The 24,918-nt window shown below is 69.9% G+C and carries 26 protein-coding genes; 14 read left to right on the forward strand and 12 right to left on the reverse strand.

The features are described from left to right. Positions 1 to 3: 3 nt before the first annotated feature. Both F6B42_RS01510 and F6B42_RS01515 read right to left on the reverse strand, forming a co-directional pair. A complete protein-coding gene (locus F6B42_RS01510; RefSeq protein ID WP_150417827.1) occupies positions 4 to 339 on the reverse strand; it encodes an amino acid transporter in 336 nt (111 codons plus the stop codon). Continuing rightward, positions 336 to 995 carry an acyl-CoA synthetase gene (locus F6B42_RS01515; RefSeq protein WP_223878283.1) on the reverse strand — a complete coding sequence of 220 codons (660 nt, stop codon included), beginning with the start codon at positions 993 to 995 and terminating at the stop codon, positions 336 to 338. The genes F6B42_RS01510 and F6B42_RS01515 overlap by 4 nt, the downstream gene beginning before the upstream one ends. Positions 996 to 1,114: 119 nt before the next feature. Between F6B42_RS01515 and F6B42_RS01520 the strand changes: the two genes are divergently transcribed. From F6B42_RS01520 to F6B42_RS01535, 4 genes are all read left to right on the forward strand, one after another. Further along, complete coding sequence (locus tag F6B42_RS01520; RefSeq protein WP_150417831.1) at positions 1,115 to 2,038, forward strand: NADP-dependent oxidoreductase; 924 nt, start codon at positions 1,115 to 1,117, stop codon at positions 2,036 to 2,038. Positions 2,039 to 2,143: 105 nt separating this feature from the next. Beyond that, positions 2,144 to 3,484, forward strand: coding sequence for an HNH endonuclease (locus F6B42_RS01525; protein ID WP_223878284.1), 1,341 nt, complete (start codon positions 2,144 to 2,146; stop codon positions 3,482 to 3,484). A 71-nt stretch (positions 3,485 to 3,555) separates the two neighbouring features. Beyond that, positions 3,556 to 5,538 (forward strand): ABC1 kinase family protein, encoded by a 1,983-nt coding sequence (locus tag F6B42_RS01530; protein ID WP_150417833.1) that lies wholly within the window; start codon positions 3,556 to 3,558, stop codon positions 5,536 to 5,538. 238 nt (positions 5,539 to 5,776) lie between these two features. Then, on the forward strand, positions 5,777 to 6,220 hold the full coding sequence (locus F6B42_RS01535; protein WP_223878285.1) for a GIY-YIG nuclease family protein: 444 nt from the start codon (positions 5,777 to 5,779) through the stop codon (positions 6,218 to 6,220). Here the strand turns inward: F6B42_RS01535 and F6B42_RS01540 are convergent. The 4 genes from F6B42_RS01540 to F6B42_RS01555 are packed head-to-tail and all read right to left on the reverse strand — an operon-like array spanning position 6,208 to position 9,811. Beyond that, positions 6,208 to 6,987 (reverse strand): alpha/beta fold hydrolase, encoded by a 780-nt coding sequence (locus F6B42_RS01540; protein ID WP_150418618.1) that lies wholly within the window; start codon positions 6,985 to 6,987, stop codon positions 6,208 to 6,210. The genes F6B42_RS01535 and F6B42_RS01540 overlap by 13 nt on opposite strands. 53 nt (positions 6,988 to 7,040) lie before the next feature. Then, the gene (locus F6B42_RS01545) at positions 7,041 to 7,373 is read right to left on the reverse strand and encodes a DUF3140 domain-containing protein (RefSeq protein WP_150417835.1); all 333 of its coding nucleotides are present in this window, start codon (positions 7,371 to 7,373) and stop codon (positions 7,041 to 7,043) included. Positions 7,374 to 7,420: 47 nt separating this feature from the next. Beyond that, a complete protein-coding gene (locus tag F6B42_RS01550; RefSeq protein WP_150417837.1) occupies positions 7,421 to 8,413 on the reverse strand; it encodes an arsenic resistance protein in 993 nt (330 codons plus the stop codon). Positions 8,414 to 8,452: 39 nt separating this feature from the next. Beyond that, positions 8,453 to 9,811, reverse strand: a complete 1,359-nt coding sequence (locus F6B42_RS01555; protein ID WP_150417838.1) for an APC family permease — start codon at positions 9,809 to 9,811, stop codon at positions 8,453 to 8,455. Between the two features lie 96 nt (positions 9,812 to 9,907). Here F6B42_RS01555 and F6B42_RS01560 point away from each other — a divergent pair, with 96 nt between their 5' ends. The 6 genes from F6B42_RS01560 (at position 9,908) to F6B42_RS01585 (ending at position 13,789) form a co-directional block, all read left to right on the forward strand. Further along, positions 9,908 to 10,693: an EI24 domain-containing protein gene (locus F6B42_RS01560; RefSeq protein ID WP_150417839.1), complete on the forward strand. Its 786-nt coding sequence runs from the start codon at positions 9,908 to 9,910 to the stop codon at positions 10,691 to 10,693. Positions 10,694 to 10,737: 44 nt separating this feature from the next. Further along, positions 10,738 to 10,971: a type II toxin-antitoxin system ParD family antitoxin gene (locus F6B42_RS01565; protein WP_150417841.1), complete on the forward strand. Its 234-nt coding sequence runs from the start codon at positions 10,738 to 10,740 to the stop codon at positions 10,969 to 10,971. Then, positions 10,968 to 11,258 (forward strand): type II toxin-antitoxin system RelE/ParE family toxin, encoded by a 291-nt coding sequence (locus tag F6B42_RS01570; protein WP_150417843.1) that lies wholly within the window; start codon positions 10,968 to 10,970, stop codon positions 11,256 to 11,258. Before F6B42_RS01565 ends, F6B42_RS01570 begins: the two co-directional genes overlap by 4 nt. Positions 11,259 to 11,326: 68 nt before the next feature. After that, positions 11,327 to 12,262 carry an aldo/keto reductase gene (locus F6B42_RS01575; RefSeq protein WP_150417844.1) on the forward strand — a complete coding sequence of 312 codons (936 nt, stop codon included), beginning with the start codon at positions 11,327 to 11,329 and terminating at the stop codon, positions 12,260 to 12,262. Positions 12,263 to 12,273: 11 nt separating this feature from the next. Continuing rightward, a complete protein-coding gene (locus tag F6B42_RS01580; protein ID WP_150417846.1) occupies positions 12,274 to 12,663 on the forward strand; it encodes a ribonuclease inhibitor in 390 nt (129 codons plus the stop codon). A gap of 82 nt (positions 12,664 to 12,745) precedes the next feature. Continuing rightward, complete coding sequence (locus F6B42_RS01585; RefSeq protein ID WP_150417847.1) at positions 12,746 to 13,789, forward strand: adenosine deaminase; 1,044 nt, start codon at positions 12,746 to 12,748, stop codon at positions 13,787 to 13,789. Positions 13,790 to 13,831: 42 nt separating this feature from the next. Here F6B42_RS01585 and F6B42_RS01590 read toward each other — a convergent pair whose 3' ends face one another. The 4 genes from F6B42_RS01590 to F6B42_RS01605 all read right to left on the reverse strand — a co-directional run bounded on the left by F6B42_RS01590 (position 13,832) and on the right by F6B42_RS01605 (position 18,744). Beyond that, entirely contained in the window at positions 13,832 to 15,541 is a 1,710-nt protein-coding gene (locus F6B42_RS01590) for a glycoside hydrolase family 13 protein (protein ID WP_150417848.1), read from the reverse strand. 61 nt (positions 15,542 to 15,602) lie between these two features. Further along, positions 15,603 to 16,520, reverse strand: a complete 918-nt coding sequence (locus F6B42_RS01595; RefSeq protein ID WP_223878286.1) for a carbohydrate ABC transporter permease — start codon at positions 16,518 to 16,520, stop codon at positions 15,603 to 15,605. Then, the gene (locus tag F6B42_RS01600) at positions 16,520 to 17,443 is read right to left on the reverse strand and encodes a carbohydrate ABC transporter permease (protein WP_150417849.1); all 924 of its coding nucleotides are present in this window, start codon (positions 17,441 to 17,443) and stop codon (positions 16,520 to 16,522) included. Before F6B42_RS01600 ends, F6B42_RS01595 begins: the two co-directional genes overlap by 1 nt. Continuing rightward, the gene (locus F6B42_RS01605; protein WP_150417850.1) at positions 17,440 to 18,744 is read right to left on the reverse strand and encodes an ABC transporter substrate-binding protein; all 1,305 of its coding nucleotides are present in this window, start codon (positions 18,742 to 18,744) and stop codon (positions 17,440 to 17,442) included. Before F6B42_RS01605 ends, F6B42_RS01600 begins: the two co-directional genes overlap by 4 nt. Before the next feature lie 124 nt (positions 18,745 to 18,868). On the opposite strand from F6B42_RS01605, the gene F6B42_RS01610 reads away from it, so the two are divergent. Further along, positions 18,869 to 20,077 (forward strand): ROK family protein, encoded by a 1,209-nt coding sequence (locus F6B42_RS01610; protein WP_150417851.1) that lies wholly within the window; start codon positions 18,869 to 18,871, stop codon positions 20,075 to 20,077. A 6-nt stretch (positions 20,078 to 20,083) separates the two neighbouring features. Here F6B42_RS01610 and F6B42_RS01615 read toward each other — a convergent pair whose 3' ends face one another. Beyond that, a complete protein-coding gene (locus F6B42_RS01615; RefSeq protein WP_150417852.1) occupies positions 20,084 to 20,470 on the reverse strand; it encodes a DUF2256 and DUF3253 domain-containing protein in 387 nt (128 codons plus the stop codon). Positions 20,471 to 20,558: 88 nt separating this feature from the next. Next, entirely contained in the window at positions 20,559 to 21,581 is a 1,023-nt protein-coding gene (locus F6B42_RS01620) for an LLM class flavin-dependent oxidoreductase (RefSeq protein WP_150417853.1), read from the reverse strand. Positions 21,582 to 21,714: 133 nt separating this feature from the next. Between F6B42_RS01620 and F6B42_RS01625 the strand changes: the two genes are divergently transcribed. The 3 genes from F6B42_RS01625 to F6B42_RS01635 all read left to right on the forward strand — a co-directional run bounded on the left by F6B42_RS01625 (position 21,715) and on the right by F6B42_RS01635 (position 24,915). After that, a complete protein-coding gene (locus tag F6B42_RS01625; protein ID WP_150417854.1) occupies positions 21,715 to 22,668 on the forward strand; it encodes an ATP-grasp domain-containing protein in 954 nt (317 codons plus the stop codon). A gap of 206 nt (positions 22,669 to 22,874) precedes the next feature. After that, the gene (locus tag F6B42_RS01630) at positions 22,875 to 24,428 is read left to right on the forward strand and encodes a cryptochrome/photolyase family protein (RefSeq protein WP_150417855.1); all 1,554 of its coding nucleotides are present in this window, start codon (positions 22,875 to 22,877) and stop codon (positions 24,426 to 24,428) included. A gap of 43 nt (positions 24,429 to 24,471) precedes the next feature. Then, complete coding sequence (locus F6B42_RS01635) at positions 24,472 to 24,915, forward strand: helix-turn-helix domain-containing protein (RefSeq protein WP_150417856.1); 444 nt, start codon at positions 24,472 to 24,474, stop codon at positions 24,913 to 24,915. Positions 24,916 to 24,918: the final 3 nt, after the last annotated feature.

Below are 24,918 nucleotides of genomic sequence, written 5' to 3' on the forward strand. Positions count from 1 at the left end.
CCGTCAGCGGCCGTGCGCTCCGCCGGTGGAGCCGCTGTCGGTGCCGGCATCCGGAGTCTCGTCGGGATACAGGACGGGTCGATCCACCCGCTTCGACACCTGCGCCGGGTCGACCGCGAGCATCAGCAGCGCGATGATCACGAGCGTCGCGATGAACGCGATGCCCGCGACGATGAGAGCCATGACGATGGCGCGCTGCACCGACTCCTGCGGGATCGCCTGGAAGGCGCCCATCGAGACGAGCGTGATGACGCCCGAGAACACGGCGGCGGCGAAGGCGAGCCCCAGCAGGTGGAGCGGCCGCATGATCTCGCGACGGGTGGGCTGATCGCCGGTCACGATGCGACCTCCGGATTGACGTTGTGCGGGGAAGCGGATGCCGTGGCCTCGACGCTCTCTGCGGAGCGCGGCGCACGCGGCGAGAAGCCGGCGATGCCGAGGAACACCGCGATCACGGCGGCGTACCCGCCGAAGATGCCGACGCCGATGGTGATGCCGGTGAGGGTGTAGGCGCCGCCGGCCTCGGCGATGACGTACTCGAGGCTGTAGGCGGGGTTGACGAGCAGCAGCCCGAGGGCCAGCGCCAGCCCGAGCGCGCCGATGAGGATCTGGTCGCGAGCGACGGGTTCGCGGCGACGACGACGGATGCCTGCGGCCAGCTCGATCGCGCCGGTGACGGCCGCCCACGAGACGACGACGGCGAAGAAGCCGATCGGGGTGCGCAACGGCGGCAGTCCGCCGAGGATCGCACCGACGAGGGTCAGCGAGCCGAGCACGATCGGCAGCCGGCGGCGACCCGCGGGGTGGACGAGCCAGGCCGAGAGGAAGAACGCGATCGCCGACGCGGTGGCGAAACCGCTGAACACCGACATCCCGACGCTCGCGGAGTGATCGGGCGAGAACGTGATCATGATCGCCGCGATCGCCGCGAACAGGGCGCGCGCGAGCTGCTCATGGCGCACATCGACGGTGCGGACGGCGGGGGCTGCGGTCACGGCGGGACTCTCGCGGATCAGAACGGGATTCCTCCGATTCTACGCGTGGTGCTCGGACGTTGGCCGCGAGCGGACCGCCGCCGGGAATCCCGGGCGGGGTGCAACCGTTGTCCTCGGACATGAAGGCTCTCACCTACAGCGGATTCGGCGGCAACGAGCGGTTCGAGATCACCGAGCGCGACATGCCGCACATCGGCCCCGACACCCTCGTGGTCCGCGTCGTGGCAGCGGGGCTGAACCCCGTCGACTACAAGGTTCGCGGCGGCTACCTGCAGGGGCTCATCGACGTCACGCTGCCGGCGGTGCCCGGATGGGACGTGGCCGGCGTCGTCGAGAAGGTGGGCGTCGACACCCCCGAGTTCTCGGTCGGCGACCCGGTGCTCGCGTACGCGCGCGCCGATGTCGTGCACGGCGGATCGGTCGCCGAGTACATGCCGGTACCGGTGCGCACGGCCACCCGCAAGCCCGACGGTCTCGACTTCACGGCTGCGGCCGCGCTGCCGCTGACCGGGCTCACCGCCCTGCAGTCGATCGAGCGGTCCGGGCTCGGCAACGGCTCGACTGTGCTGATCCACGGCGCGGCCGGCGGCGTCGGCTCGTTCGGTGTGCAGCTCGCTCGCCTGCGGGGCGCTCGCGTGATCGGCACCGCGTCGGAGCGCAACCACGACTACCTGCGCGAGCTCGGCGCCGAGCCCGTGGTCTACGGCGACGGTCTCGCCGATCGGGTCCGCGAACTCGCCCCGGACGGGGTCGACGTGATCCTCGACTTCGCCGGCGGCGACTCGCTCGATTCCACCCCTGACCTCCTCCAGGACGACGGCACGGTCGTCTCGATCGCCGACCCGCGTGCCGCTTCGGAGTTCGGCGGCCACTATCTCTGGGTACGCCCCGACGCCGGTCAGCTGGCCGAGCTCGCCCGCCTCGCCGCCGACGGCGCGCTGCGCGTCGAGATCGCCGAGACATTCGAGCTCGATCGCGCGGCCGCGGCGTACGCCCGTCTCGAAGAGGGACACACGCGCGGCAAGATCGTCGTCACCGTCTGAGCATCGCACCGGGTCTTCCTCCACGGCACGGGAAGGCGACCAGTTGTCCACCAGTAGTACCCATATTCTATACTCGTGTCGGTGCCGCATGGCACAATATCGTTCATGGGGACGAAGCGATCGGGGAGCGACGAGGAGTCGTGGGCGCGGATCCGCGCCGCGCTCGAGCTCGTGGAGTCGGCGCTCCGGGCGAAGGATGCCGCCGAGGATCCGCAGCTGCGGATCCTCGCCACGCTCGGCCGTGAGGCTCTGTCCATGTCGAGTCGGAACGGGCTGCTGGGTTGTGAGACGGATATGCATCTGCGGGCTGTGGCGGCGGAGTTCGCCGCGATCGCGCGGTGCGGGGATCGTCGGATCCAGAACGAGATCGGCCGGGCGTTGGAGATCGTCGACGGGAACCCGTTGGTGCTCGCCGCGTGGGAAGCGGGCCGGCTGACGGCGCGGCATGTCGATGACATCGTCAAGCTCGGTCGGAACATTCCGCGTGAGAACCAGGAGGAGTGGCAGGAAGCGGCCATCGCTGTCGCGGAACGGGATGTGCCCGTCCGGGTGCAGGGTGCGTTGGAGGCGCTCGCGCAGCACTTCACCGCCCGCACCTTCGGGGAACGGCACAAGGCCGCGGTCGCGGACCGGGGCGTGTTCCTGCGGGATCTCGGTGACGGGATGTCCGAGCTCACTCTGCGGCGTGCGACGACCTTGTTGTTCGCGATCGATGATCGGCTCAACCAGATGACGACCGTGACTATCGACGCCGCGAAGGAAGCCGCTGCCGAGGCGCGTGCCTCGGGGGAAGAGCACGAGCCCGACATCCGCACCCGGCAGCAGGTCAAGGCCGACATCCTCTGCGACCTCGGCTTGGCCGGCGGCCCGTCGGTGGACCCCACCCACGGGGTGGACGGGAAGACCTCGCTCGGCGCGATCCGGGCGCGGGTGCAGCTCGTCGTCACCGCCGAGACCCTCGCAGGGAAGGACGACCGTGCCGCCGATCTCGTCGGCGCCGGCCTGATCGACGCCGATACCGCGCGAACTCTGGCGGGGGATGCGGTCCTGTGGGACCGGGTTCACCTGGATGTCACGACCAAGACCGTGACGCGTGTCGATCAGTACCGGCCACCGGCTGCGCTGCGAAGGATGCTGCAGGCCCGGGACCGACATTGCCGGTGGCCGGGATGCCACCTGCCCGCGATCCGCTGCGAACTCGACCATTCCATCGACCACGCCCTGGGTGGGCCGACGTGCGAGTCGAACCTGTGCAACCTGTGCCAACGGCACCACTCGATGAAGCAGTTCACCGACTGGCTCGTCCTCCAACTCGGCGCCGGCATCATCCAATGGAACTCACCCACCGGCCGCATCTACCGGGAAGACCTCCCTGTCCCCTCGGTCTGCTTCACCCCCGAGTTCGTCACCGAGCGGCCCCCACCCGAACCCCCGCCACCCTTCTGATACCCATCCGTCCTATCGGGATGCCGCGGCCGTGCCCTAGCCTCGGACGGAGGACGACACGGGGGTAGCGGATGCCGGAATGGCTGCTCGTCGCGATCGTGGCGGCGGTCTTCGCCGTCGTCGCGACATGGATCGCCCAGCGGGCTCTGGAAGCCCGCGTCGGATGGCTGCGGGGCGTCGTCGCCTCGCTGGCGGTGTTCTTCGTCTTCGCCCCGATGGGACGCTGGGCGCTCATCCAGGCGGACGTGATCCGCGACGATCGGATCGTCGCGGATCAGGCCGTGACGGTCGGGTTCGTGCTCCTCATCGTCGCCTGGATGTTCGCCTTCGTCCTGATCGTGCTGATCACGCTCGAGCTGATGTGGCCGGCCCGCCCGCCCATCGGGCCGATCAACGCCGTGCGCGGCGCTCTCCATCGCCGGCGCCGTGCCGTGCGCTACGCCCGCATCGTCGCGATCGCCTCACGTCATGGTCTCGGCGGGATGCGGGGCGAGTCCGTCCGCTCCGAGCTCCCGAAAGCCCTCGCCGCGACCCTCGACGACGCGGGCGTGACCTTCGTCAAGATCGGCCAGATCCTCTCGACCCGGAGCGATCTGCTGCCGACCGAGATCACCGGCGCCCTCTCGGCGCTGCAGATGGACACCACCCCCATTCCGTGGACCGAGGCGCGGACGGCCATCGAGACGCAGCTGCATGCACCGCTGACCGAGGTGTTCGCGCGCGTCGACGAGGTGCCGCTGGCCGCGGCATCCGTCGGCCAGGTCCACACGGCTCAACTCCGAGACGGCACCGAGGTGGTGCTCAAGATCCAGCGACCGAAGGCCCGTGCCGAAGTGGCGACCGACCTCGACATCATCGAGCGGGTCGCCGGCGACCTCGAGCGACGCACGTCGTGGGGCAAGGACGTCGGCGCGGCCTCCCTCGCGGCGCAGTTCGCGCAGGCGCTGCGCGAGGAGCTCGACTACCGCATCGAACTCGGCAACATGCAGATGCTCCACGACGCGACTCGGGCGATCGACGGTGCCGCGGTGCGCATCCCGACCGCGTACCCGGAGCTCTGCACCGAGCAGCTGATCGTCATGGAGCACGTGCGCGGCGTGCCCTTCAGCAAGCTTCCGACCGCTGCGGGCGAGAGCCTCGCGCCCGAAGACGCGACGCGCATCGCCGACGGAGTTCTCGACGCCGTGATCGAGCAGATCGCCGTGCGCGGCGTGTTCCACGCCGATCTGCACCCGGGAAATCTCATCCTCGGGGCCGACGGGACGGTGACCCTCATCGACTTCGGATCAGTCGGCATCGTCGAGAAGAGCCTCCGCCGCCTGCTCGTCCCCTTCCTCGTCGCCCTCCAGAACGAAGACGACGCGGGCGCGACGGATGCCGTGCTGATGCTCGTGAAGACGCCGGCGGGCCGGGAGATCGACGCGGCGGCACTGCAGCACGACATCGGCGTCATCCTCACACGACTGCGCAACTCCACCGCCGAGCAGCACCTCTTCGCGGCCCTCATCGACGTGCTGCGCCACCACCGCCTCGCGCTGCCGCCGGGCCTGCTCCTGGTCTTCCGCACGCTCGGGTCGCTCGAGGGGAGCCTGAAGCGTCTCATCCCCGAGTACGACATGATCAAACGCGCGCTCGAGCGGGCGCCGCACATCGCCTGGCGCATGAACGATCCCCGCAGCGCGGCGCTGAGCGCGCAGGTGCAGCTGCAGCTCGGTGCCGAGAGGCTGAGGGAGCTCCCGCGGCGCGCCGACCGGATCATCCGCGACCTCGAATCCGGCGAGCTGTCACTGCGACTGCGTGCGTTCGAGACACCGGCCGAGCGCACCTGGATCGAATCGCTCACCGGACGCTTCACGACGACCATCATCGGAGCCACGCTCGTCATCGCGGGCATCATCCTCGGCACCGCCGATGCCGGGCCGCTCCTGACCGAATCGGTTCCGGCTTACCCGTTCATCGGCAGCATCGTCGGTCTCGGCGGCCTGCTCCTGCTGCTGCGCTCACTCCGCACCTCCCTCGCACGGCGGGAGGCGGCATCCCGCTCGAGCTCATAGCACGTCGAGGATGTCCACCGAAAGGGGGACATGCCGGACGCTCGGGGGCGTAGAGTCGGCTCGCTGCAGAACCACACTGGGGAGCTGGTTAGCCCGCACCCCGCCCTTGGTTCTTTGGGGATTCCAAGAGCGCCCTCGGGCTCTCGCTACAGCAACCGTCCGGCTGGGGTCTCCATGAGACTCCAGCCGGGCTTCTGCCTCCGGGCGGCATGTCGGGGGTGCGCGGCATCCTGGTGCGGTGCCCGATCCGATGCCCGAAGCCTGCCGCGTGTGCGGCGGAACCGTCGGAGTGCGCGAGCGGCGACGCGGCGCGACGACCTGGTCGTGCGCCCGCTGCGGCTGGCAGCTGGGCGACGCTCCCGACCCCGACCTGCCGCGCCCCGTCGTCGGGGTCGTCTACTACCTCCGATTCGACAGGCGCGTGAAGATCGGCACCAGCGCTCGACCCCGGCAGCGGCTCGCCGCCATCCGGCACGACGAGCTGCTGGCGTTCGAGCTCGGCGGGCGCGAGCTCGAGCAGCGCCGGCACCGCGAGTTCGCGGCGCTCCGCGAGGGCGGCGAGTGGTTCACGCTGGCCGATCCGGTCACGGCGCACATCGCGGGGCTGCAGGCCGCGGCATCCGATCCGTGGGCGGCGTACGACCGCTGGCTCGGCGACGCCTACCGCGCTCAGTCGTCCTGATCGGTGAGGAACTCGATCGCGGCCTGCCGGAAGACGCGCGACCCCGGGGCGTTGAAGTGATGCCGGTCGGGGATCTCGACGAACCGGCCGTGCGGGCTCGCGGCGGCGAGCGCACGCGAGCCCTCGATGATCGCGTCGAGCGACCCGGTCGCGAACAGCACCGGCTGTGACGGGGCGTGCGCGGGGTCGGGGTCGACGCGTCCCGACCCGCGCAGGCCCTCGGCGATCGCCAGCAGCGCCCGCACGTCGTTTCCGGGTACCCGCTCGGTGAGGGCGATGTAGTTCTGCGTGACCGGATCGGTCACGGGCGTGCCGTCGGTCACGAGGGCGCGCACCTGTTCGATGTCGAGTCGCGCGAGCGGGATGCCGTCGGGCACACCACCGAGCACACCGCGGGTGATGCGATCCGAGAAGTCCTGCAGCACCTCCCAGCCCACGCGGGCGCCGAGGGAGTAGCCCACATAGTGCGCGGTGTCGACGAGATAGGTGTCGAGCACGACCTCCACGTCGCCGGCGAGCTGGCTCAGGTCGTAGTCGCGCCCCCGATGGGGCTTGTCGCTCGCGCCGTGACCGCGCTGGTCGATGCCGAGCACGCGGAATCCTCCGCGCAGCAGATCGCGGACCCACCCGGTCGAGACCCAGTTGTCCTTCGTGTTCGAGGCGAAGCCGTGAACGACGACCACGGTCGGCAGGGCGTCGTCTCCCCACGAGTAGGTCGCGATGCGGTGGCCGTCCTCGCCGCCGAGCACATAGGTCGGTTCGGGCATCTCGGTCAGACCGGGCGTCGCAGCGTTCACTCGCCTATCCTCTCGCGCCCGGCTCACTTCGCGGGGTCGTGGCCCCAGTTCATGAGCGAGTACCGCCAGGGCGTCTCGGCGATATCGCCCGAGGGCCGCTGCGCCAGGTGCCGACGGACGTAGCCGACAACTTTGCGCATGTGCGCGACGTCCGAATCGGTCAGGTCGTCCTTCTTCGTCCGCAGCAGCTCGACGATGCGGCGCCCGGACGCGTGACCGGTCGACTCGCCGCCGCCGTCCTTCTGCCCGACCTCGGCCGACTCGTCGGTGTCGAGCCACTTCTCGAGCTCGGCCGGGCTCATGTTGACCGCCTCGCGGAAATCGCGCCGCGTCGCGTCGTCGTCCTGTTCGCTCATCCTGCGATCGTCCCCGAGGCCGTCGCCACCGCGCCCGGCCTGGCCGCTCACGCCTCGATCTGATAGGGCGGGGGGTTCTCGCGCTGACGCACCGCACGCGGCACGACCGCGACCATCAGCACCATCGCGACGAGCTCGACGAGGGTCTGCGTCACGACGACGAGGGGGACGAGGGCGAAGGATGCCGGCAGGGCCAGCGCCAACGGCAGCACGACGAGCGAGTTCCGCGTCGCCGCGCTGAATACGACCGCTCGGCGTCCCGGCACGTCCAGCCGCGCGAGACGGGCGCCGGCCGCGCCGAGGAGTGCGGCGACCGGCGCGAACACCGCGAACAGTGGCATGACAGCGAGAAGTGATCCGAGTGCGCCGCTGACTGCCGCGATCTGCGAGGCGACCACGACGGCGAGGGTGATGACCATGATCGGCACCATCGCCGCAAGAGCCCCCGCGGAGAACTCCGCCGCTCTCGGGTGGCGGCGAGCGAGTGCCTGCGTCAGTGCGGCGAGCATCAGCGGCACGACGATCAGCAACACGAACGCCTGGGCGAAAGGGGCGGGATCGATCGCGGCGACGGTGTCGCCACCCGCCATGAGCCAGAGGTAGCCGGGCAGCAGGAGGAGCTGGACGAGCATGAGGAGCGGGGTGGCGGCGAGCAGTCGCTCGCGGGCACCGCCGGCGAGCCCGGCGAAGACGATGACGTAGTCGACGCACGGAGTGAGCAGCACGAGCAGCACCCCGACCAGCAGGACGGGGTCACCGGCGACGAACCGGCTGAGCGCGAAGGCGAGCAGCGGCACGGCGACGAAGTTGACGCCGAGGACGGCGATCAGGAACCGCAGGTCCCGAGCAGCCCGTGCGAGCGATCGGAACGGCACCCCGAGGAAGGTGACGTACAGCAGTACACCGAGGATCGGCGTGGCGGCGGGCTCGACCGCCGCCCCGAGTGCGGGAACGATCAGTCCCGCTGTCGCGCCGACGGTGATCGCGGCGAGGTAGAGGACGATCTGGTGGCGCTCGGCGCCCGCGACGATGTCCCTCACACCACCAGAGTGCCCGAGATCCCGGGCCGACGCCGACCGCTACGGCGTTGCGTCCTCCGCCGCGGCGACCTTGCGGTCGCCGCGCTTGCGCCCGGCGCGGGCGATGAAGAAGAGCACCGTCCCCACCACGATGTAGCCCGCCGTACCGAGCCAGACCGGACCGGTCTGCTGGGTGAGCAGCACGACGCTCGCGATGATCGCCAGCACCGGAACGACACGGGGCACCGAGAAGTGCTTGTGGTCGACCTTGTCCTTCTTCAGCACCAGCACGCTGACGTTGGCGGAGAGGAAGACGAGCAGCAGCAGGAGTACGGTCGTCTCGGCGAGCGTGCCGATGTCACCCACGACGGTCAGCAGCATCGTCGCGCCGGCGACGACGAGGATCGAGACCCAGGGCGTGCGGCGCTTCGTCAGGACGCGGCCGAACGCGTGGGGCAGGAGGCCCGATTCGGCCAGGCCGTAGCCGACGCGGCTCGCCATGACCATGAACAGGAGCGCGCCGTTGGCGATCGCCACCAGGGCGATCAGGCTGAACAGCCACGGCGGGATGGCGACGCCGCTCGCGGTCACGACATCGAGCAGCGGCCCGGTCGACTCGGCGAGCTCGGCGGGCGGGACCACGATGACGGCGCCGAGCGCGATGAGCAGGTACACGACGGCAGCGGTCGAGATGGCCCCGAACAGTGCGCGGGGGTACGACTTCGAGGGATCCTTGACCTCCTCCGCCATGTTCGCGGCGGCCTCGAATCCGAGGAACGAGAAGAAGGCGACGATGGATGCCGCGAACGCGCCCTGCAGCGGCGGGACGTCCGGGGCGAACTCGAAGATGCGGGCTGGCTCGCCGCCGCCGCCGGCGAAGACCATGGCGGCCACGAAGATGACGATCACGAGACCGGTGACCTCGATGATCGAGGCGACGAAGTTGGTCGCGAGCGACTCGCGGACGCCCCGGAGGTTGATGAGGGTCAGCACGGCGATGAACACGATCGCGACGGGGATCGGCGGAATGTCGAAGAGCGCGGCGAAGTAGTCGCCGGCGAAGGCGTTCGCGAGGGCCGCGGCAGTGGTGATGCCCGACGCCATCATCAGGAAGCCGACGAGGAACGACAGGAACGGCTTGCCGAACGCCCGGTCGACGTAGCGGGCTGCGCCGCCGGCGTGGGGGTACTTCGTGATCAGCTCGGCGTAGGTCCCGGCGGTGAGCAGCGCGACCACGAGCGCGATCAGCAGCGGCAGCCAGATGACGCCACCGACGTCGGTGGCCATCGTGCCGACGAGCGTGTAGATGCCGGCGCCGAGCGTGTCGCCGACGATGAAGGCGAACAGCAGCGGCGTGCCGATCGCGCGCTTGAGGCCCGGCTGCGCTGCGGGGGCCTGCGCGGTGGTGTCGTTCGTCATCGCATCACTCCAGCGGGCCGGTGCGAATCCCGACAACCCCTGGCGCAGCAGGTGGATCTGTGGTTATCCCGTTCGCGCGCCCGGCAGGATGGACCCATGACGCAGCCATCCCCCGCCCCTGGCGCGCTCCCCGCCTTTCTCGGCGGGGCGGCGACGCTCGCCCGCGGTTTCGGGTTCTGGGCGAGGCGACCTCGTCTGATGGCCTGGGGGCTCATCCCGGCCGCCATCGTCGGTGTGGTGCTGCTGGCGGCGCTCATGACCCTCGCGGTGTTCCTCACTCGCATCGTCGACGCGGTGACGCCCTTCGCCGACGCCTGGAGCGAGCCGTGGGCGTCGATCGTCCGCTTCGCGAGCGGCACGGCTCTCCTCGGCGGCGGCGTCGTGCTCGCGGTCGTGTCGTTCACGGCCCTGACCCTGATCGTCGGCGAGCCCTTCTACGACCGCATCTGGCGCGCGGCGGAGTCCGTCAGCGGTGCGACCCCACCGCAGGCGGACTACGGCTTCTGGCGGTCGGTCCGCGACGGCGTCGGCCTGGTGCTGCGCGGCCTCGTCGCCGCACTGGTCGCCGCGCTCCTCGGCCTCGTGCCGCTCGCCGGCGGAGCTCTCGGCGCCGTGACCGCGGTGACGCTCACGGGCTGGCTGCTCGCCGACGAGCTGACGACGCGCGCACTGTCGGCCCGGGGCATCGACGCGCGCGAGCGGCGTCGGCTGCGACGGGCGCAGCGCTCCCGCGTGCTCGGCTTCGGCGTCGCCACGCAGCTGTGCTTCCTCGTGCCGCTCGGCGCCGTGATCACGATGCCTGCTGCGATCGCGGGGTCGACGATGCTCGCGCACACCCTGCTGGAGGGCAGGGTGCGCGCGAACGCCGACGTCGCACCGTAAGGCGAATGGCATATTCGAGTACCAATTCTTGGTAATCTCGAGGCGTGAGCCAGAACACCTCGATCAGCCTCGACGACCACTTCGCCGGCTTCCTCTCCCGCGAGGTCGCCTCGGGACGATACCGGTCGGCGAGCGAGGTCGTGCGGGCGGCGCTGCGCCTCCTCGAAGATCAGGAGTCACAGATGAGCGCACTGCGCGCTGCGCTCGTTGCCGGTGAACGCAGCGGGGAGCCCGAGGAGTTCAGCTTCGACGCGTTCGTCGCCTCCAAGAGACGATGAATCGCTTCCGCCTCACCCCCGCTGCCCAGCGAGACCTGTCGAGCATCTGGGACTACACCGAGCAGCGATGGGGCGGAGTGCAGGCCGAGTCCTACCTCTTCGAGATCAGGGAAGCGATCGAGCGCATCGCGCACGACCCGGAACGCGGGATGCCTGCGGACGATGTTCGGCCGGACTATCGCAGATACAGCGTCGGCAGTCACCTCGTCTTCTCCACCGAAGCGCCGCACGGTGTCAGCGTGATCCGCATCCTTCATCAGAGAATGGACCCCGGTCGTCACTTGTGACATCGCACAGGCGCGGCGGCACCGGGTCGCCGGTTCCGGCCGCCCGTCCCTCGACTCAACGGAGAATCATGCGCAGCGTCCCCCTCGGCCCGAGCGGCATCCGTGTTCCCAACGTCGTCGCCGGCATGATGCGCATCGAAGATCTCGCCGATGCCGACATCCGCGCCCTCTATGAGCGCTCACGCGAGGTCGGCGTCGATTTCTTCGACCACGCCGACATCTACGGATCGAGCCGTCACGGCTGCGAGCGCCGGTTCGCCGAGGCGCTGCAGCTGAGTACGTCGGAGCGCGATCAGATCACGCTGCAGACCAAGACCGGGATCGTTCCCGAGGAATGGCACTTCGATCACTCCTACGAGCACATCGTCTCGTCCGCCGAGGCCTCGCTCGAGGCGCTCCGCACCGATCGCATCGACGTGCTGCTCCTCCACCGCCCCGACGCCCTCGTCGAGCCCGACGAGGTCGCGCGCGCATTCGACCACCTCGAGTCCTCCGGGAAGGTTCGCGCCTTCGGCGTCTCCAACCACACCCCGCGCCAGATCGACCTGCTGAAGACCGCCGTCACGCAGCCGATCGTGGCCAACCAGGTGCAGCTCTCGGTGACGCACTCGACGATCATCGCCCAGGGCCTCGCCTCGAACATGGTCGGCGAGGACGACGCCCTCACGCGCGACGGCGGCGGCATCGTCGACTACTCGCGCATCAACGACATCACCCTGCAGGCCTGGTCTCCGTTCCAGAAGGGCTTCTTCGACGGGGTGATCTTCGGCGCCGAGGAGTATCCCGAGCTCAACGCCCGACTCGACGCCCTCGCGGCGAAGTACGGGGTCACGCCGACCGCGATCGCGACGGCTTGGATCACCCGGCACCCCGCCGGGATCCAGGTCGTGCTGGGAACGACCAACCCGCAGCGCGTCGCGGATGCGGCCGCGGGCAGCGACATCCCGCTGTCGCGCGCCGAGTGGTACGGACTCATCCAGGCGGCCGGCCACAAGGTCCCCTGAGCCCGCCGCCCATGGCCGAGTACGTCATCGAGGGCGGTCGGATCGCCGTCATCCCCGACCTCTACGCCGAGCTCAACCGCCTCTTCATGGCGGAGGAGGACTGGACCCTCGGCGACAGCCTCGACGCGCTCGACGACCTGCTCTACGGCGGGATCGGCGCGCTCGTCGGAGACGCCCGGCCCCGCGTGGTCTGGCGCGAGTCCGGGCGCAGCCGCGAGGTGCTCGGCCGCGATGCGACCGCCGCGTGGCTGCGCGGCAAGCTCACGCAGCCCGACGTGTTCTCCACCGCGTCGACGCAGCGCCGGCTGGACGCCGTGATCGCGGGCACCGGACCGACGTACTTCGATCTCGTCGTCGAGGTGTTCGAGGCGCATCCCGGCATCGAGCTCGAACTGCGCTGAGAGGATCCGCGACCGCTGCCGCCGATTCTCCCCGGTGAGGGGCGGCGGGATACGGTTCGAGTTCCGACGGAAGGACGAGCCGATGCATCCCGACCTGCGCAGCCTGCCCAAGGCCGAACTGCACCTGCACATCGAGGGCACCCTCGAGCCGGAGCTCGCGTTCGCCCTGGCCGAGCGCGGCGGCATCCGGCTGCCTTTCGCTGACATCGCCGACCTGCGCCGTCACTACGACTTCACCGATCTGCAGTCCTTCCTCGACCTCTACTACTCCTGCATGGCGGTGCTGCGGACCGAGCAGGACTTCACCGATCTCGCCCTCGCGTACTTCGAGCGGGCGGATGCCGACGGCATCCGTCACGTCGAGATGTTCTGCGATCCGCAGGTGCACGAATCGAACGGGGTCACCCTCGACACCGTGCTCGACGGGCTGCTCGCAGCATTCCGCATCGCATCGGAGCGGTGGGGCATCACGGGCGGCCTCATCGTCTGCATCGTGCGCGACGAGCCCGTCGCCTCGGCGGCCGCGCTCATCGAGGAACTCGCTCCGCGAGCCGGCGAGGTCCTGGGGATCGGCCTCGATTCCGCCGAGGTCGGCTACCCGCCGTCGCTGTTCACCGAGGTCTTCGCCCGCGCGCGCGAGCTCGGCCTGCACCGGGTCGCGCACGCCGGCGAGGAGGCGCCCCCGGCCTACATCTGGGAAGCGCTGCGGCTGCTCGACGTCGAGCGGGTGGATCACGGCATCCGCGCGGTCGACGAGCCCGAGCTGGTACGCCACCTCGCCGAGCGCCGCGTGCCGCTGACGGTCTGTCCGCTGTCGAATGTGCGGCTGCGCGCGGTCGCCGACCTGTCGTCGCATCCCATTCGCGCCCTCGTCGACGCCGGCGTCGTCGTGACGGTCAATTCGGACGACCCGGCCTACTTCGGCGGCTACATCGCCGACAACTACGCCGCACTCGCTGCCGCGGGCTTCACCCTCGACGAGCTCGCCGACCTCGCGGCGAACTCCATCGACGCATCCTTCGCCGACGAGGCCCGCAAGACCGAGCTGCGGGCACTCGTCGCGGAGTGGCGAGGGCCGCGCCGCACCGCAGGCGACCCGCCGATCGGAGGACGACCCGGCGCGTGACCGTCCTCCGATGGCGTGATCTCCTGCGAACCGGAGCTCACCTCACGCCGGCACGTCCCCGCCGTCCCCGCCGGGGGCGAGCCACACGGTCGACTCGCCCCCGACCGCGCCCTCGAGCGCTGCACCGCTCCGAATGACCGGCTCGACGCCCGCGAGCTCGAAGGGCCGCTCGCCGAAGTTGGTCACGACCTCCCAGCCGTTCGGGCGCCGGAAGCGCAGCACGTCGTCGCGACCGGTCTCGACCCACTCGAGCCCCTCGGCCGCCTGCAGCCGGTGCCGGAGCTCGAGCGCACGCCGGTACAGGTTCAACGTCGAGTCCGGATCGGCGTCCTGCGCCTCGACCGCGTGCTCGGCGAACCATGCCGGCTGCGGCAGATGGGCGCCGTCGGGGCCGAAGCCGAACGACGACCCCCCCGACGTCCAGGGCAGCGGCACGCGGCATCCGTCCCGTCCGATCTCGGCGCCGCCGGTGCGGAAGAAGGTCGGATCCTGCCGGTCGGATGCCGCGATGTCGGCCACCTCGTGGAGCCCGAGCTCCTCGCCCTGGTAGAGGTAGGTCGAGCCGGGCAGCCCCAGGATGAACAGCGTCGCCGCAGCCGCACGACGTGCGCCGCGCTCCCGATCGAGCTGCGACTCGTCACCTCCTCCGAGCAGCCAGTCGCCGCCGTGCCGGGTCGGCGCCGCCCCGGGCTCGGCCGCGGGAAGCCCGTAGCGCGTCGCGTGACGCACGACGTCGTGGTTCGACAGGACCCACGTGCTCGACGAACCGGATTGCGCGGCGAGCGCGAGGTTGTCGGTGATGATGCTGCGGAACCGCCGGGCGTCGAAGTCCGCTTCGAGCAGATCGAAGTTGAACGCCTGCCCGAGACTTTCGGGACGGGCGTACAGATGGATGCGGGAGGGCTCGACCCAGGCCTCGGCCACGGCCGTGCGCGGCGGGTCGTAGGAGTCGAACAGCGCGCGCCACTCGGCGTAGATCTCATGCACGTCGTCGCGGTCGACGAGCGGGTGATCGCCGTCGCGCGGGATGAGCTCGAGCTCGCTGCGCGAGGGCAGCGGCTCGGTGAGATCCTTCGAGAGCATGTGCGCGACGTCGATGCGGAACCCGTCGACACCGCGATCCGACCAGAATCGGAGCGTCTCGAGGAAGTCGGCGCGCACGTCGGGGTGGTCCCAGTTCAGATCGGGCTGCTCGCGTGCGAAGTTGTGCAGGTACCACTGGCCGTCGGCCGCGCGCTCCCAGGCCGAACCGCCGAAGAGCGAGAGCCAGTCGGTCGGCGGCTCGCTTCCGTCGGGGCCACTCCCCTCGCGGAAGATGTACCGTTCGCGAGCCGCCGAGCCGCGACCTGCGGCGAGCGCCTCCTGGAACCAGACGTGCCGATCGGAGGTGTGGTTCGGCACGATGTCGACGACGACCCGGATATCCCGGCCGTGCAGCGCCGCCAGCATCTCGTCGAAGTCGTCGAGGCTCCCCAGCCGCGGATCGACGTCGCGATAATCGGCGACGTCGTACCCGCCGTCGGCCAGCTCGGACGGGTAGAAGGGGCTCAGCCACACCGCGTCCACCCCGAGCTCGGCGAGGTAGCCGACACGGGCGGTGATGCCGCGGATGTCGCCGAGACCGTCGCCGTTCGCATCCGAGAAGCTGCGCGGGTAGATCTGGTAGACCACACCCTGGCGCCACCACGGCGCGATGTCGTCGGCGAGCGGGTCGAGCTCGGAAGTGCGGGAGAGTTCCAGCGAGGGTGTCACGGAGAGGGTTCCTTTCGATGCGCGTGACGGTCGGATGGATGAGAAGCGGATGCCGCAGGCCTCAGCCCTTGACGGCGCCCTGGGTGACGCCCTCCATCACCCAGCGCTGGGTGAAGAGATAGGCGAGGATGGCCGGCGCCATCGCCATGAGGTACGAGGCGAAGGACACGTTGTAGTTGTTGCTGAACTGGGTCTGGAAGAGGTTCTGCCGAACCGGCAGCGTCTGCAGGTTCGGGTCGGAGATGATCAGCGACGGCAGCATGAAATCGTTCCAGGCGTAGAGGAACGCGAAGATCCCGACCGTCGCGCTCATGGGAGCCAGCAGCGGGAAGATCAGCTTCCAGAACGTCTGCCACGTGGTGGCCCCGTCGATGCGCGCGCTCTCCTCGAGCTCGATCGGGATCGAGCGGAGGAACGCCGTGAACAGCAGCACGCTGAAGCTCAGCTGGAACATCGTCGCCAGCAAAACGACGCCGACGGGATTGTCGAGACCGAGGCGGCCGGTGAGCTGGATCTGCGGCAGCGCGACGACCGGGAACGGGATGAACATGGCCGCGAGCAGGTAGAAGAACGAGTAGCGGAACAGCTTCCGATCCCAGTTGCGGACGATCGCGTAGGACGCGAAGGCGGCGAGCACGATCGTCGCGACGACGGTGCCGGCGGTGACGAAGAGCGAGATGCCCGCGCCGACGGGGAATCTCGTGAGGTTCCACGCCTGCACGAATCCGTCGATGCTGAAGGGCGCCGGCAGCGAGAACGCATTGCCGTCGACCGCCTGACCGGTGGTCTTGAACGCCATCGAGATCGTCACGTAGAGCGGCAGGAGCACCGTGACCGCGCACAGGATGAGGATGGTCGTCGTCGACCAGCTCACCTTCTCGGTGAGACGCCGGCGACGGCGGGGCGGGTCGGCGGGTCGATCGGCGGCGGTGAGCACGTCGGCCTGTTCGAAGGCGAGCGCGGGCTGGGTGGTGGACATCAGAACGAGTTCCTTCCGCGCGTGAGCGAGAGCTGGAGGAGCGAGATGAGCACGGCGACGACGAAGAAGATGGTCGCGTTGGCCATCTGGTAGGCGTAGTCGCCGCCGTTGAAGCCCGCGATGATCGTCATCGCGACGCTGCGCGTCGCCGTCCCCGGTCCGCCGTTGGTGAGGCCGACGATGATGTCGTACGCGTTGAGGAACCCCTTGAACCCGAGGATGACGTTGATGACGACGTAGCCGGCCACGAGCGGCACGGTGATGCGGAACAGCTGCTGCGTCTTCGACGCTCCGTCGAGATCCGCGGCCTCGTAGACGTCGCCCGGCACCGACAGGAGCCCCGCGATGTAGATGAGGAGCGTCCCCGGGATCGCCTGCCACGCGGTGACGATGACGATCGCGACCCACGCGAGGTCGGGGTTGGCGAGCAGGCTCGTCTCCAGCCAGGGCAGCCCGAGCGAGGTGCCCGCGGCGGGGATCGAGTTGGAGAAGAGGAAGTTGAAGACGTAGGCGATGATGATGCCCGAGATCACCATCGGGATGACGAAGATCGTCCGAAGCCCCGTCTTGAAACGGATGCGAGCGGTCAAGCCGACCGCCAGCAGGAACGCGAGCACGTTCACCACGATGACCGTGGCGATCGCGAAGCCGGCGGTGAAGAGGTAGCTCTGCAGGATGGCCGGGTCGCTGAAGAGGGCGATGTAGTTCGTGAGGCCGATGAACTGCCAGTCCCCGAGTCCGATCGAATCGGTCATGCTGAAGAAGATGCCCACGAGTCCCGGCACCGTGATCGCCAGGGTGAACAGGACGAGGCTCGGCAGCAGGAACAGGTAGTAGATCGGCTCGACGCGGCGAGCGCTCCGCCGGACGGTGCGGTCGCCCTTGGTCACGACGGTCGTCGTGGGGCTGGTCGTGACGGTCATCGCGTCGCCTCCTGTGCCTCGTTCGTGAGCGCCGGCTGACGGAACGCGAGTCGCGACCAGTCGCTGTCCATGGTGGTGAAGACCGACTGCGGGCTGTCGCCGAAGATCATCGCCTGCGCGTAGCTGAACACCGGGATGGTCTTGGGCACCAGCACCGAGGGCCCCTGGTAGATGCGGCCGTCGGCGTAGAACTCCTGCATGCCCGCGATGCGCGGGTCATCCGGCGGGGTCGCGTCGGTGGTCGGGGTGAAGCCCAGCTGCGAGGCGTTGTAGGCCTCGATCACATCGGGCTGGTACAGGTACTCGAGGAAGTCGCGAGCGGCATCCTGATGGCGCGAGGCCTGCGGGATCATCGCAGCGAGGTCCATGTTGACGCGGATGGCGCGGTCGGCGGGGTCGTCGGTCATCGGCAGCGGGAAGGTTCCGAGCGGGAGGTCCGGCGCGGTCTTGGCGATCTCGCTGAACGCCCACGGCCCCTGCAGGTACATCGCCGCCTCGCCGTTCGCGAAGGCGAGGTTGCCGTCGCCGTAGCCGCGGCTCGACGCATCCCGATTGACGTAGGTGGTGGCGAGCTGCAGCATCCGATCGGCCGGCTCCGTGAAATCCCGAGCGAACGACGTCGCCGAGTCGGGCCCGACGTCGGCGCCTTCGGCGGCGAGACCGTCGAAGAAGTCGAGGACGTCGAGCGAGCCGCCGATCGCGTAGTCGTACCAGCCCTGGGCGACGGTCCAGTCGTCCTTGAAGGTCGCGTAGAACGGGGTGACGCCGGCGGCTTCGAGCTCATCGCAGACGGCGATCAGCTCGGACCAGGTCTCGGGCACCTCGAGGCCGAGGTCGTCGAAGATCTGCGTGTTGTAGATCACCGACGACGCCATCACCGAGTACGGCAGGGCGCTGATCCGTCCCGCGCAGGTGCCGTACTGGTCCATGAGGGGCTGCAGATCGTCGCGGGTGCTCGACGCCGCGTCCGTGCCGGTGAGATCGGTGAGCGCGCAGCGCTGCACGAAACGGGCGACCTCGTAGTTGTAGTTCGCGAGCATGATGTCGGGCGGATTGCCGCGCACGAAGCTCGCGGAGACGACGTCCACGCCCGAGGTGTCCATCTCGACGCGCACACGGTCCTGCGAGGTGTTGTACTGACTCACGACGTCCTGCATGAAGGTGAGAGCCTCGCGCTTGCTGAAGGTGAATCTGATGGTCTCGCGGCCGTCGGCGGAACACCCGACGAGGAGGGCACCTCCGAGCGTCACGATGGCTGCGGAAGCGACGATCCGTCGCATCCGTCTCTTGCGTCCCGACATCCTGCTTCTCCGATCGCGCCGTTGCGTGGGGATCCGCCCGACTTGGCATCCTGATTAGATTTACTCGCCAAATCAAAGACTTGCGGGCAATATTGCAGGGCGGACTCCGAAAGGTCAATACCCGATGTCGACGACACTCATCCCGGCGCCGCCACGTCCGGCGAGCCAGGACGCGGTGCTCGCCTTCGCCTGGGATGCCGACGAGTTCACCGCCAGTGACGTCATGGGCGCGACCGGCTTCACCCGGTCGACGACCATCGACGCGATGGACGCGCTGGTCGACCTCGGCCTGCTGGCGGAGCTTCCCAACGCACGCCTGGCGGGCGACTACCGCAAGGGGCGGCCGGCGCGGCGATTCGTGCTGCGATCGGAGGCCGCTGTGCTCGTCGGCGTCGATGCAGGTCACGTGCACGTGACGGCCACCGTCACCGACCTGCGATCCCGCGCCCTCGCGACGCGGCGCGCGACGCTCGTCGTCGACGCCGACGAGGCTCGGGTCCGCGCCGAGCGCATCGAGAGCGTCGTCGACGACGCTCTCGCGGATGCCGGGCGGTCACGAGCGGACGTGCTGGCGATCTGCGTCGGCGTGCCGGCGCCGGTCGACGCCGCGGGACGATCGCCGCGGCATCCGAGCGGCTTCTGGGAACGGATGAATCCCGGCCTCGTCGACGCGCTCGCGTGGGCGCCGATCGTGCGCATCGACAACGATGCGTCCCTCGCTGCCGTGGCCGAGGGGTCGGTGGGCGCGGCGGCCGGATGCCGGGACTTCATCGCCCTGCTGGCGGGCAGTCGGCTCGGGGCCGGTGTCGTGGTCGACGGAAACCTGCTGCGGGGCCGTCACGGCGGAGTGGGCGAGATGGTCGCGTTCGATCACGTCATCGGCGTCGAAGGCGCCTCGGGCCTGGGGCAGCGGGCGACGGAATGGGCGTCGGAGGCGGCGGCGACCGGAGAGCTGTCAGCCGGCAGCGCGCTGTCGGCCATCCCGGCCGGCGAGCTCGACGCCCGCGCGATCCTCGAGGCCGCCGCGCACGGCGATGCCGACGCGCTGCGGATCGCCGAGCGCGTCGGCCACGCGCTCGCTCGGATCGTGAGTGTCCTCGGCAGCATGTTCGACCCGCAGCGCGTCGTCGTCTCGGGCGGCATCTCGGCCGGTGTCGAGGAGGTCGTCGCCGCGGCGCGGCGGTTCCTGCCGACCGATCTCGACCTGCCCGCGCCCGAACTCGTCGCCTCCGGACTCGGCGCGGACGTCGTCGTCGTGGGCGCCGTCGCCGCAGCCGCCGAGTCCGCGCGGACGTCCGCCCTCACCGTCTGGGCCTCCCCCGCAACCCGCTGACGACCGTCAGCGGGCACGGCGGATGCGGATCGGGCCTCTCGCGGTCGACGGGTCGACCACGACGCCGCGCTGGGTGATCTCGACCTCGCCGTCGGCCACGAGACGGCGCGCGGCGCGGCGCGCAGGTTCCATGAGATCGCGCCAATCGTCACCGCCGACGGCGCGCGCCGCCTCGGACGGGCAGATCGTCGCGTCGGCCGCGCGTGCGGCGAGCAGCTCGCGGATGGAAGCCGCCAGCCTCTCGTCGACGGGTCGGATGCCGCGCCGCCGACACGCGTCGGAGCAGTACCGCACCTCGTCCCAGTTCTTCGCCCACTTCGCGCGCCACTGCATCTCGCGCCCGCACGACGCGCACGTCTTCGGCGGCGGGGTCGGGGATCCGGAGCGGGTCATTCCTCCAGTCTCGGCAACTGGCACGCGCACCGCGACCATCTTGACGCCGCTCCCGCCGGCCGCCCGCCCTCGCGAGTTGCGGGACGGGTCAGGGGCGGACGAGCGGGATGACCTGCTCGGCGAAGCGCTCCAGCTCCTCGAGGGCGGGCGAGAACTGCAGCAGGAGGGTGTCGACCCCGACGTCCTCGAAGGCGCGGATGCGGTCGGCGACCTGCTGCGGCGTGCCGATCAGCTCGGGCCGGAGGCCGCGGTTCGACACCGAGTACTCACGCAGGCTGATCTCGACGTCGAGCTGCGACTTGGTCACGAAGTCCTGGTACGACTCGTAGGCCGCTCCGGAGCGCACGTCGGTGATTCGCGCGAGCTCGGCCTGTGCCTCCTCCTCGGTGTCGCGGACGATCGCGAACGCCGCCATCCCGAAGTGACGGAACGCGGGCTTGCCGGCGCGCTCGCGTCGCGCCCGCATGTCGCCGACCTTCGTGCGGAGCTCGTCGACCGTGCCGCCGTGAGTCACGTAGGCGTCGGCGAATCCCGCGATCGCGGCGCGACCCGCCTCGCTCTCGCCGCCCGCGTAGATGAGCGGCGGCGTCTCGGGTTTGGGCTCGAGGTGCGTGCCCTCGAGCGAGAAGTGGCGCCCGTCGTGGCTGAACGGAGTCTGCGTCCACAGCCCGCGCAGCACATCGACGTACTCGGTGGTCAGCGCGTAGCGATCATCGTGATCGGCGAACGAGATACCGTACTGGCGCGCCTCCTCGGCCCACCACGCCGACACGACGTTGAGGGTGAATCGACCCTGCGCGATCTCCTGGATCGTCGCGGCCTGCTTCGCGGCGAGCGCGACGGGGTGGTAGCTCGGACGCAGCGCGGCCATGATCTCGAGGCGAGAGGTCACCGCCGCGGTCGCGGTCGCGATGGCCCAGGCGTCGAGCGCGGGGCCGGCGTGCCCCTTGATGTCGTTGAGGTTGAGCTCGGGGACGAGCGTGACGTCGAAGCCGCCGTCCTCCGCGGCCCGAGCGATGCGGGCGATGTGCTCGAACGTCGCAGGGGTCTCCTCGTCGGCGACGTTGCGCAGCCATCCGCCGTAGGTGGGCGTCCAGTATCCGAATCTCATCCGTCATCCTCTCCGTGGTCGATCCTCACACGGTCCGACGGGGCGGAGCGGGGCCGCCGGTATCCGTTGTCATGCGCCGTCACGGATGCGCGGCACGGCCCGACGGGCAGGCGGCGGCGCTTAGCCTGGCGGTATGTCGGATTCGCCTCGGGTGTACGTGATCCATGAGAACGAGGAGTGGTGGCCGCCGTTCGCCGCCGCGTTCGAGGCCGCGGGGGTGCCCGCGGAGCAGTGGCTGCTGACCGACGGGTCGATCGATCTCGACGCCGAGCCGCCGCAGGGCGTGTTCTGGTCGCGCCTGTCGGCGTCGGCGCACACCCGCGACCACGCCGAGTCGAAGGAGTTCGGCCGGGCCGTGCTGCGATGGCTCGAGTCCTGGGGCCGAACCGTCATCGGCGGCAGCCACGTGCTCGAGTTCGAGGTCAGCAAGGTCGCGCAGCACGCCGCACTCCGGCGCGCCGGCATCGACGTGCCGCGCACGGTCGCGGTGTTCGGGACCTCCGACCTGAAGCGCCGCGCCCGCGAGTTCGCACCTCCGTTCATCAGCAAGCACAACCAGGGCGGCAAGGGTCTCGGCGTCCGCCGGTGGGACTCGCACGACGAGTTCGACGCCTGGGTCGACGGTGCCGAGTTCGAGCCGTCGCCCGACGGCATCACCCTGATCCAGGAGTTCCTGTTCGCCCGTGAGCCGTTCGTCACGCGTGCGGAGTACGTCGCGGGGGATTTCGTCTATGCGGTGCGGGTCGACACGAGCGCGGGCAGCTTCGAGCTGTGCCCCGCCGATGCGTGCGTGATCGACCCCGGCGCCGGCGCGCTCGAGCCGGTGTTCCCGCCGTTCGCGCTGCGCGACGAGGTCACCGGCGAGCACCCGCTCGTGGCTGAGCACCGCGCGTTCCTGCGGGCCAACGACATCCGCATCGCCGGGATCGAGTTCGTCGAGACGATCGACGGGCGCCTCGTGACCTACGACGTCAACACCAACACGAACTACAACCCCGACGTGGAGGCGCTCGCGCCCCTCTCGGGGCCGGGTGACATCGCCCGCTTCCTCGGCTCGCTCCTGCCCGAGCGCGTTCCCTCGGCCTGACCCGCGCCGCCGGACCCGACACACCGGTGCCTCACCCCGCATCGGAGGTGATCGGCGGGCCGGAGGTGGGATGCCGCGCGAAAGCCCTCCGGTGCGGCGATCTCCTCCGCAGCCCGGCGCGCACCGGCCCGCACCCACCCGATAGCGCCAACCCGCCGCGAACACAAGCGATAGGGGACGTCCGACGCGGTTCCTACGCTGACTCCGTGCTCCGAAACCTCGTTCTCGTGCTGGGCGACCAGCTCGACCCCGACGCGAGCGGGTTCGACGACTTCGACCCGGCGCAGGATGCCGTGTGGATGGCCGAGGTCGCCGAGGAGTCCACACACGTCTGGAGCTCGAAGCCCCGCACCGCCGTGTTCCTCGCCGCGATGCGCCATTTCGCCGCGGATCAGCGCGACGCCGGACACACGCTGCACTACACGGAGCTGGACGCACGGGGCAACAGGGGCACGTTCGCCGACCAGCTCGCCGCCGACCTGGCGAAGCTGAAGCCCGAAGCGCTCGTCATGACCGAGCCCGGCGAGTGGCGGGTGCTCGAGGCTCTGCGGCAGGTGGCGGATGCCGCCGGCATCCCCCTCGAGATCCGCGACGACCGTCACTTCTTCTCGACCGTCGCCGAGTTCGCCGAGCATGCCGAGGGGCGGGCGACGCTGCGGATGGAGTACTTCTATCGCGAGATGCGTCAGCGCCACGGCATCCTCATGACAGAGCGCGGTCAGCCCATCGGCGGCCAGTGGAACTACGACGCCGACAACCGGAAGGCGTTCCCGAAGCAGGGTCCCGGACTCGTTCCGCCGCGCGCCGCCTTCCCGCCCGACGAGATCACGCGCGAAGTCCTCGCGCTCGTCGAGAAGGAGTTCGGCGAGCACCCCGGCTCGCTCGACACGTTCGCCTGGCCGGTCACCCGCGCTCAGGCGCTCGAGGCCCTCGAGACGTTCGTCGACGAGCGGCTGCCCGGCTTCGGCGATGCTCAGGACGCGATGTGGCCGGGCGAGCCGTGGCTGTGGCACGCCCACCTGTCGTCGTCGATGAACCTGAAGCTGCTGCATCCCCGCGAGGTCATCGCGGCCGCGGAGACCGCCTACCGCGAGAAGCGCGCCCCGCTGTCCGCCGTCGAGGGGTTCATCCGGCAGATCCTCGGGTGGCGCGAGTACGTACGCGGCATCTACTGGACCCAGATGCCGGGCTACCTGCACCGGAACGCCTTCGAGGCCTTCGAACCGCTGCCCGACTGGTACTGGACGGGCGACACTCCGATGGCGTGCCTGCAGGATGCCATTGACACGACGCTCGAGAACGGCTACGCGCACCACATCCAGCGCCTCATGGTCACCGGCCTCTACGCGATGCTGCTCGGGGTCGACCCGCGCGAGGTGCACGCCTGGTACCTCGCGGTCTATGTCGACGCCGTCGAATGGGCCGAGCTTCCGAACACCCTGGGCATGAGTCAGTACGCCGACGGCGGGCTCATGGGCAGCAAGCCCTACGCGGCGACGGGCAAGTACATCGACCGCATGAGCCCGTACTGCAGGATGTGCCCGTTCGACCCGGCGAAGCGCGTCGGCGACGATGCCTGCCCCTTCACGACCCTCTACTGGGACTACCTCATCCGACACGAGGAGCCGCTCGCCGAGAACCACCGTATGGCGCTGCAGGTGAAGAACCTGGCGCGCCTCGACGACGACGAGGTCGCGGCGATCCGTGATCGCGCCGACGCCATCAGGAGCGGCGATGTCGCGGTTCCGAGCCACGGGTGATCGCCTATATCGCGGTCGATAACTCTCGGGGTACGGTGAGGTCATGGACATCCGTACGGAACGCGAGGCGGCAGGCATGAGCCAGTCGCAGCTCGCTCGGGCAGCGGGCGTGCCGCAGCCGAACATCTCCGCTTACGAGAACGGTCGCCGTCAGCCGACTCCCGCCGTCATGGACAGGATCCGGCGAGCTCTGCTCGCCGACCTCTCGGCGCGCGTGCATCGGCAGCGAGCGGAGATCCACCGCATCGTCGCCGAGCATCATGCGGCGGCGCCTCGCATCTTCGGCTCGGTGGCACGAGGAGAGGCGTCCGACGCGTCCGACGTCGACCTGCTCGTCGACTTCACCCCCGAGGCAGGCCTTCTCGACGAGGTCGGACTCCGTATCGCCCTCACGGATCTGCTTCAGGTCGATGTCGATGTCGTCGCCTCCGACACCCTCCGCGGCGACGTACGCGACCGCATCCTGAGCGAGGCCGTGGCGGTATGAGCG

The sequence above is a fragment of the Microbacterium radiodurans genome (assembly GCF_008710705.1).
In the GTDB taxonomy this organism is placed as follows: Bacteria; Actinomycetota; Actinomycetes; order Actinomycetales; family Microbacteriaceae; genus Microbacterium; species Microbacterium radiodurans.

Coding starts and splice junctions, on each gene's coding strand:
- F6B42_RS01520 (WP_150417831.1), top strand. CDS start 1,115: ATGAAGGCTCTCACCTACAGCGGATTCGGCGGCAACGAGCGGTTCGAG.
- F6B42_RS01525 (WP_223878284.1), top strand. CDS start 2,144: ATGGGGACGAAGCGATCGGGGAGCGACGAGGAGTCGTGGGCGCGGATC.
- F6B42_RS01530 (WP_150417833.1), top strand. CDS start 3,556: ATGCCGGAATGGCTGCTCGTCGCGATCGTGGCGGCGGTCTTCGCCGTC.
- F6B42_RS01540 (WP_150418618.1), bottom strand. CDS start 6,987: ATGCCCGAACCGACCTATGTGCTCGGCGGCGAGGACGGCCACCGCATC.
- F6B42_RS01545 (WP_150417835.1), bottom strand. CDS start 7,373: ATGAGCGAACAGGACGACGACGCGACGCGGCGCGATTTCCGCGAGGCG.
- F6B42_RS01555 (WP_150417838.1), bottom strand. CDS start 9,811: ATGACGAACGACACCACCGCGCAGGCCCCCGCAGCGCAGCCGGGCCTC.
- F6B42_RS01560 (WP_150417839.1), top strand. CDS start 9,908: ATGACGCAGCCATCCCCCGCCCCTGGCGCGCTCCCCGCCTTTCTCGGC.
- F6B42_RS01570 (WP_150417843.1), top strand. CDS start 10,968: ATGAATCGCTTCCGCCTCACCCCCGCTGCCCAGCGAGACCTGTCGAGC.
- F6B42_RS01575 (WP_150417844.1), top strand. CDS start 11,327: ATGCGCAGCGTCCCCCTCGGCCCGAGCGGCATCCGTGTTCCCAACGTC.
- F6B42_RS01580 (WP_150417846.1), top strand. CDS start 12,274: ATGGCCGAGTACGTCATCGAGGGCGGTCGGATCGCCGTCATCCCCGAC.
- F6B42_RS01585 (WP_150417847.1), top strand. CDS start 12,746: ATGCATCCCGACCTGCGCAGCCTGCCCAAGGCCGAACTGCACCTGCAC.
- F6B42_RS01595 (WP_223878286.1), bottom strand. CDS start 16,520: ATGTCCACCACCCAGCCCGCGCTCGCCTTCGAACAGGCCGACGTGCTC.
- F6B42_RS01600 (WP_150417849.1), bottom strand. CDS start 17,443: ATGACCGTCACGACCAGCCCCACGACGACCGTCGTGACCAAGGGCGAC.
- F6B42_RS01605 (WP_150417850.1), bottom strand. CDS start 18,744: ATGTCGGGACGCAAGAGACGGATGCGACGGATCGTCGCTTCCGCAGCC.
- F6B42_RS01610 (WP_150417851.1), top strand. CDS start 18,869: ATGTCGACGACACTCATCCCGGCGCCGCCACGTCCGGCGAGCCAGGAC.
- F6B42_RS01615 (WP_150417852.1), bottom strand. CDS start 20,470: ATGACCCGCTCCGGATCCCCGACCCCGCCGCCGAAGACGTGCGCGTCG.
- F6B42_RS01620 (WP_150417853.1), bottom strand. CDS start 21,581: ATGAGATTCGGATACTGGACGCCCACCTACGGCGGATGGCTGCGCAAC.
- F6B42_RS01625 (WP_150417854.1), top strand. CDS start 21,715: ATGTCGGATTCGCCTCGGGTGTACGTGATCCATGAGAACGAGGAGTGG.
- F6B42_RS01635 (WP_150417856.1), top strand. CDS start 24,472: ATGGACATCCGTACGGAACGCGAGGCGGCAGGCATGAGCCAGTCGCAG.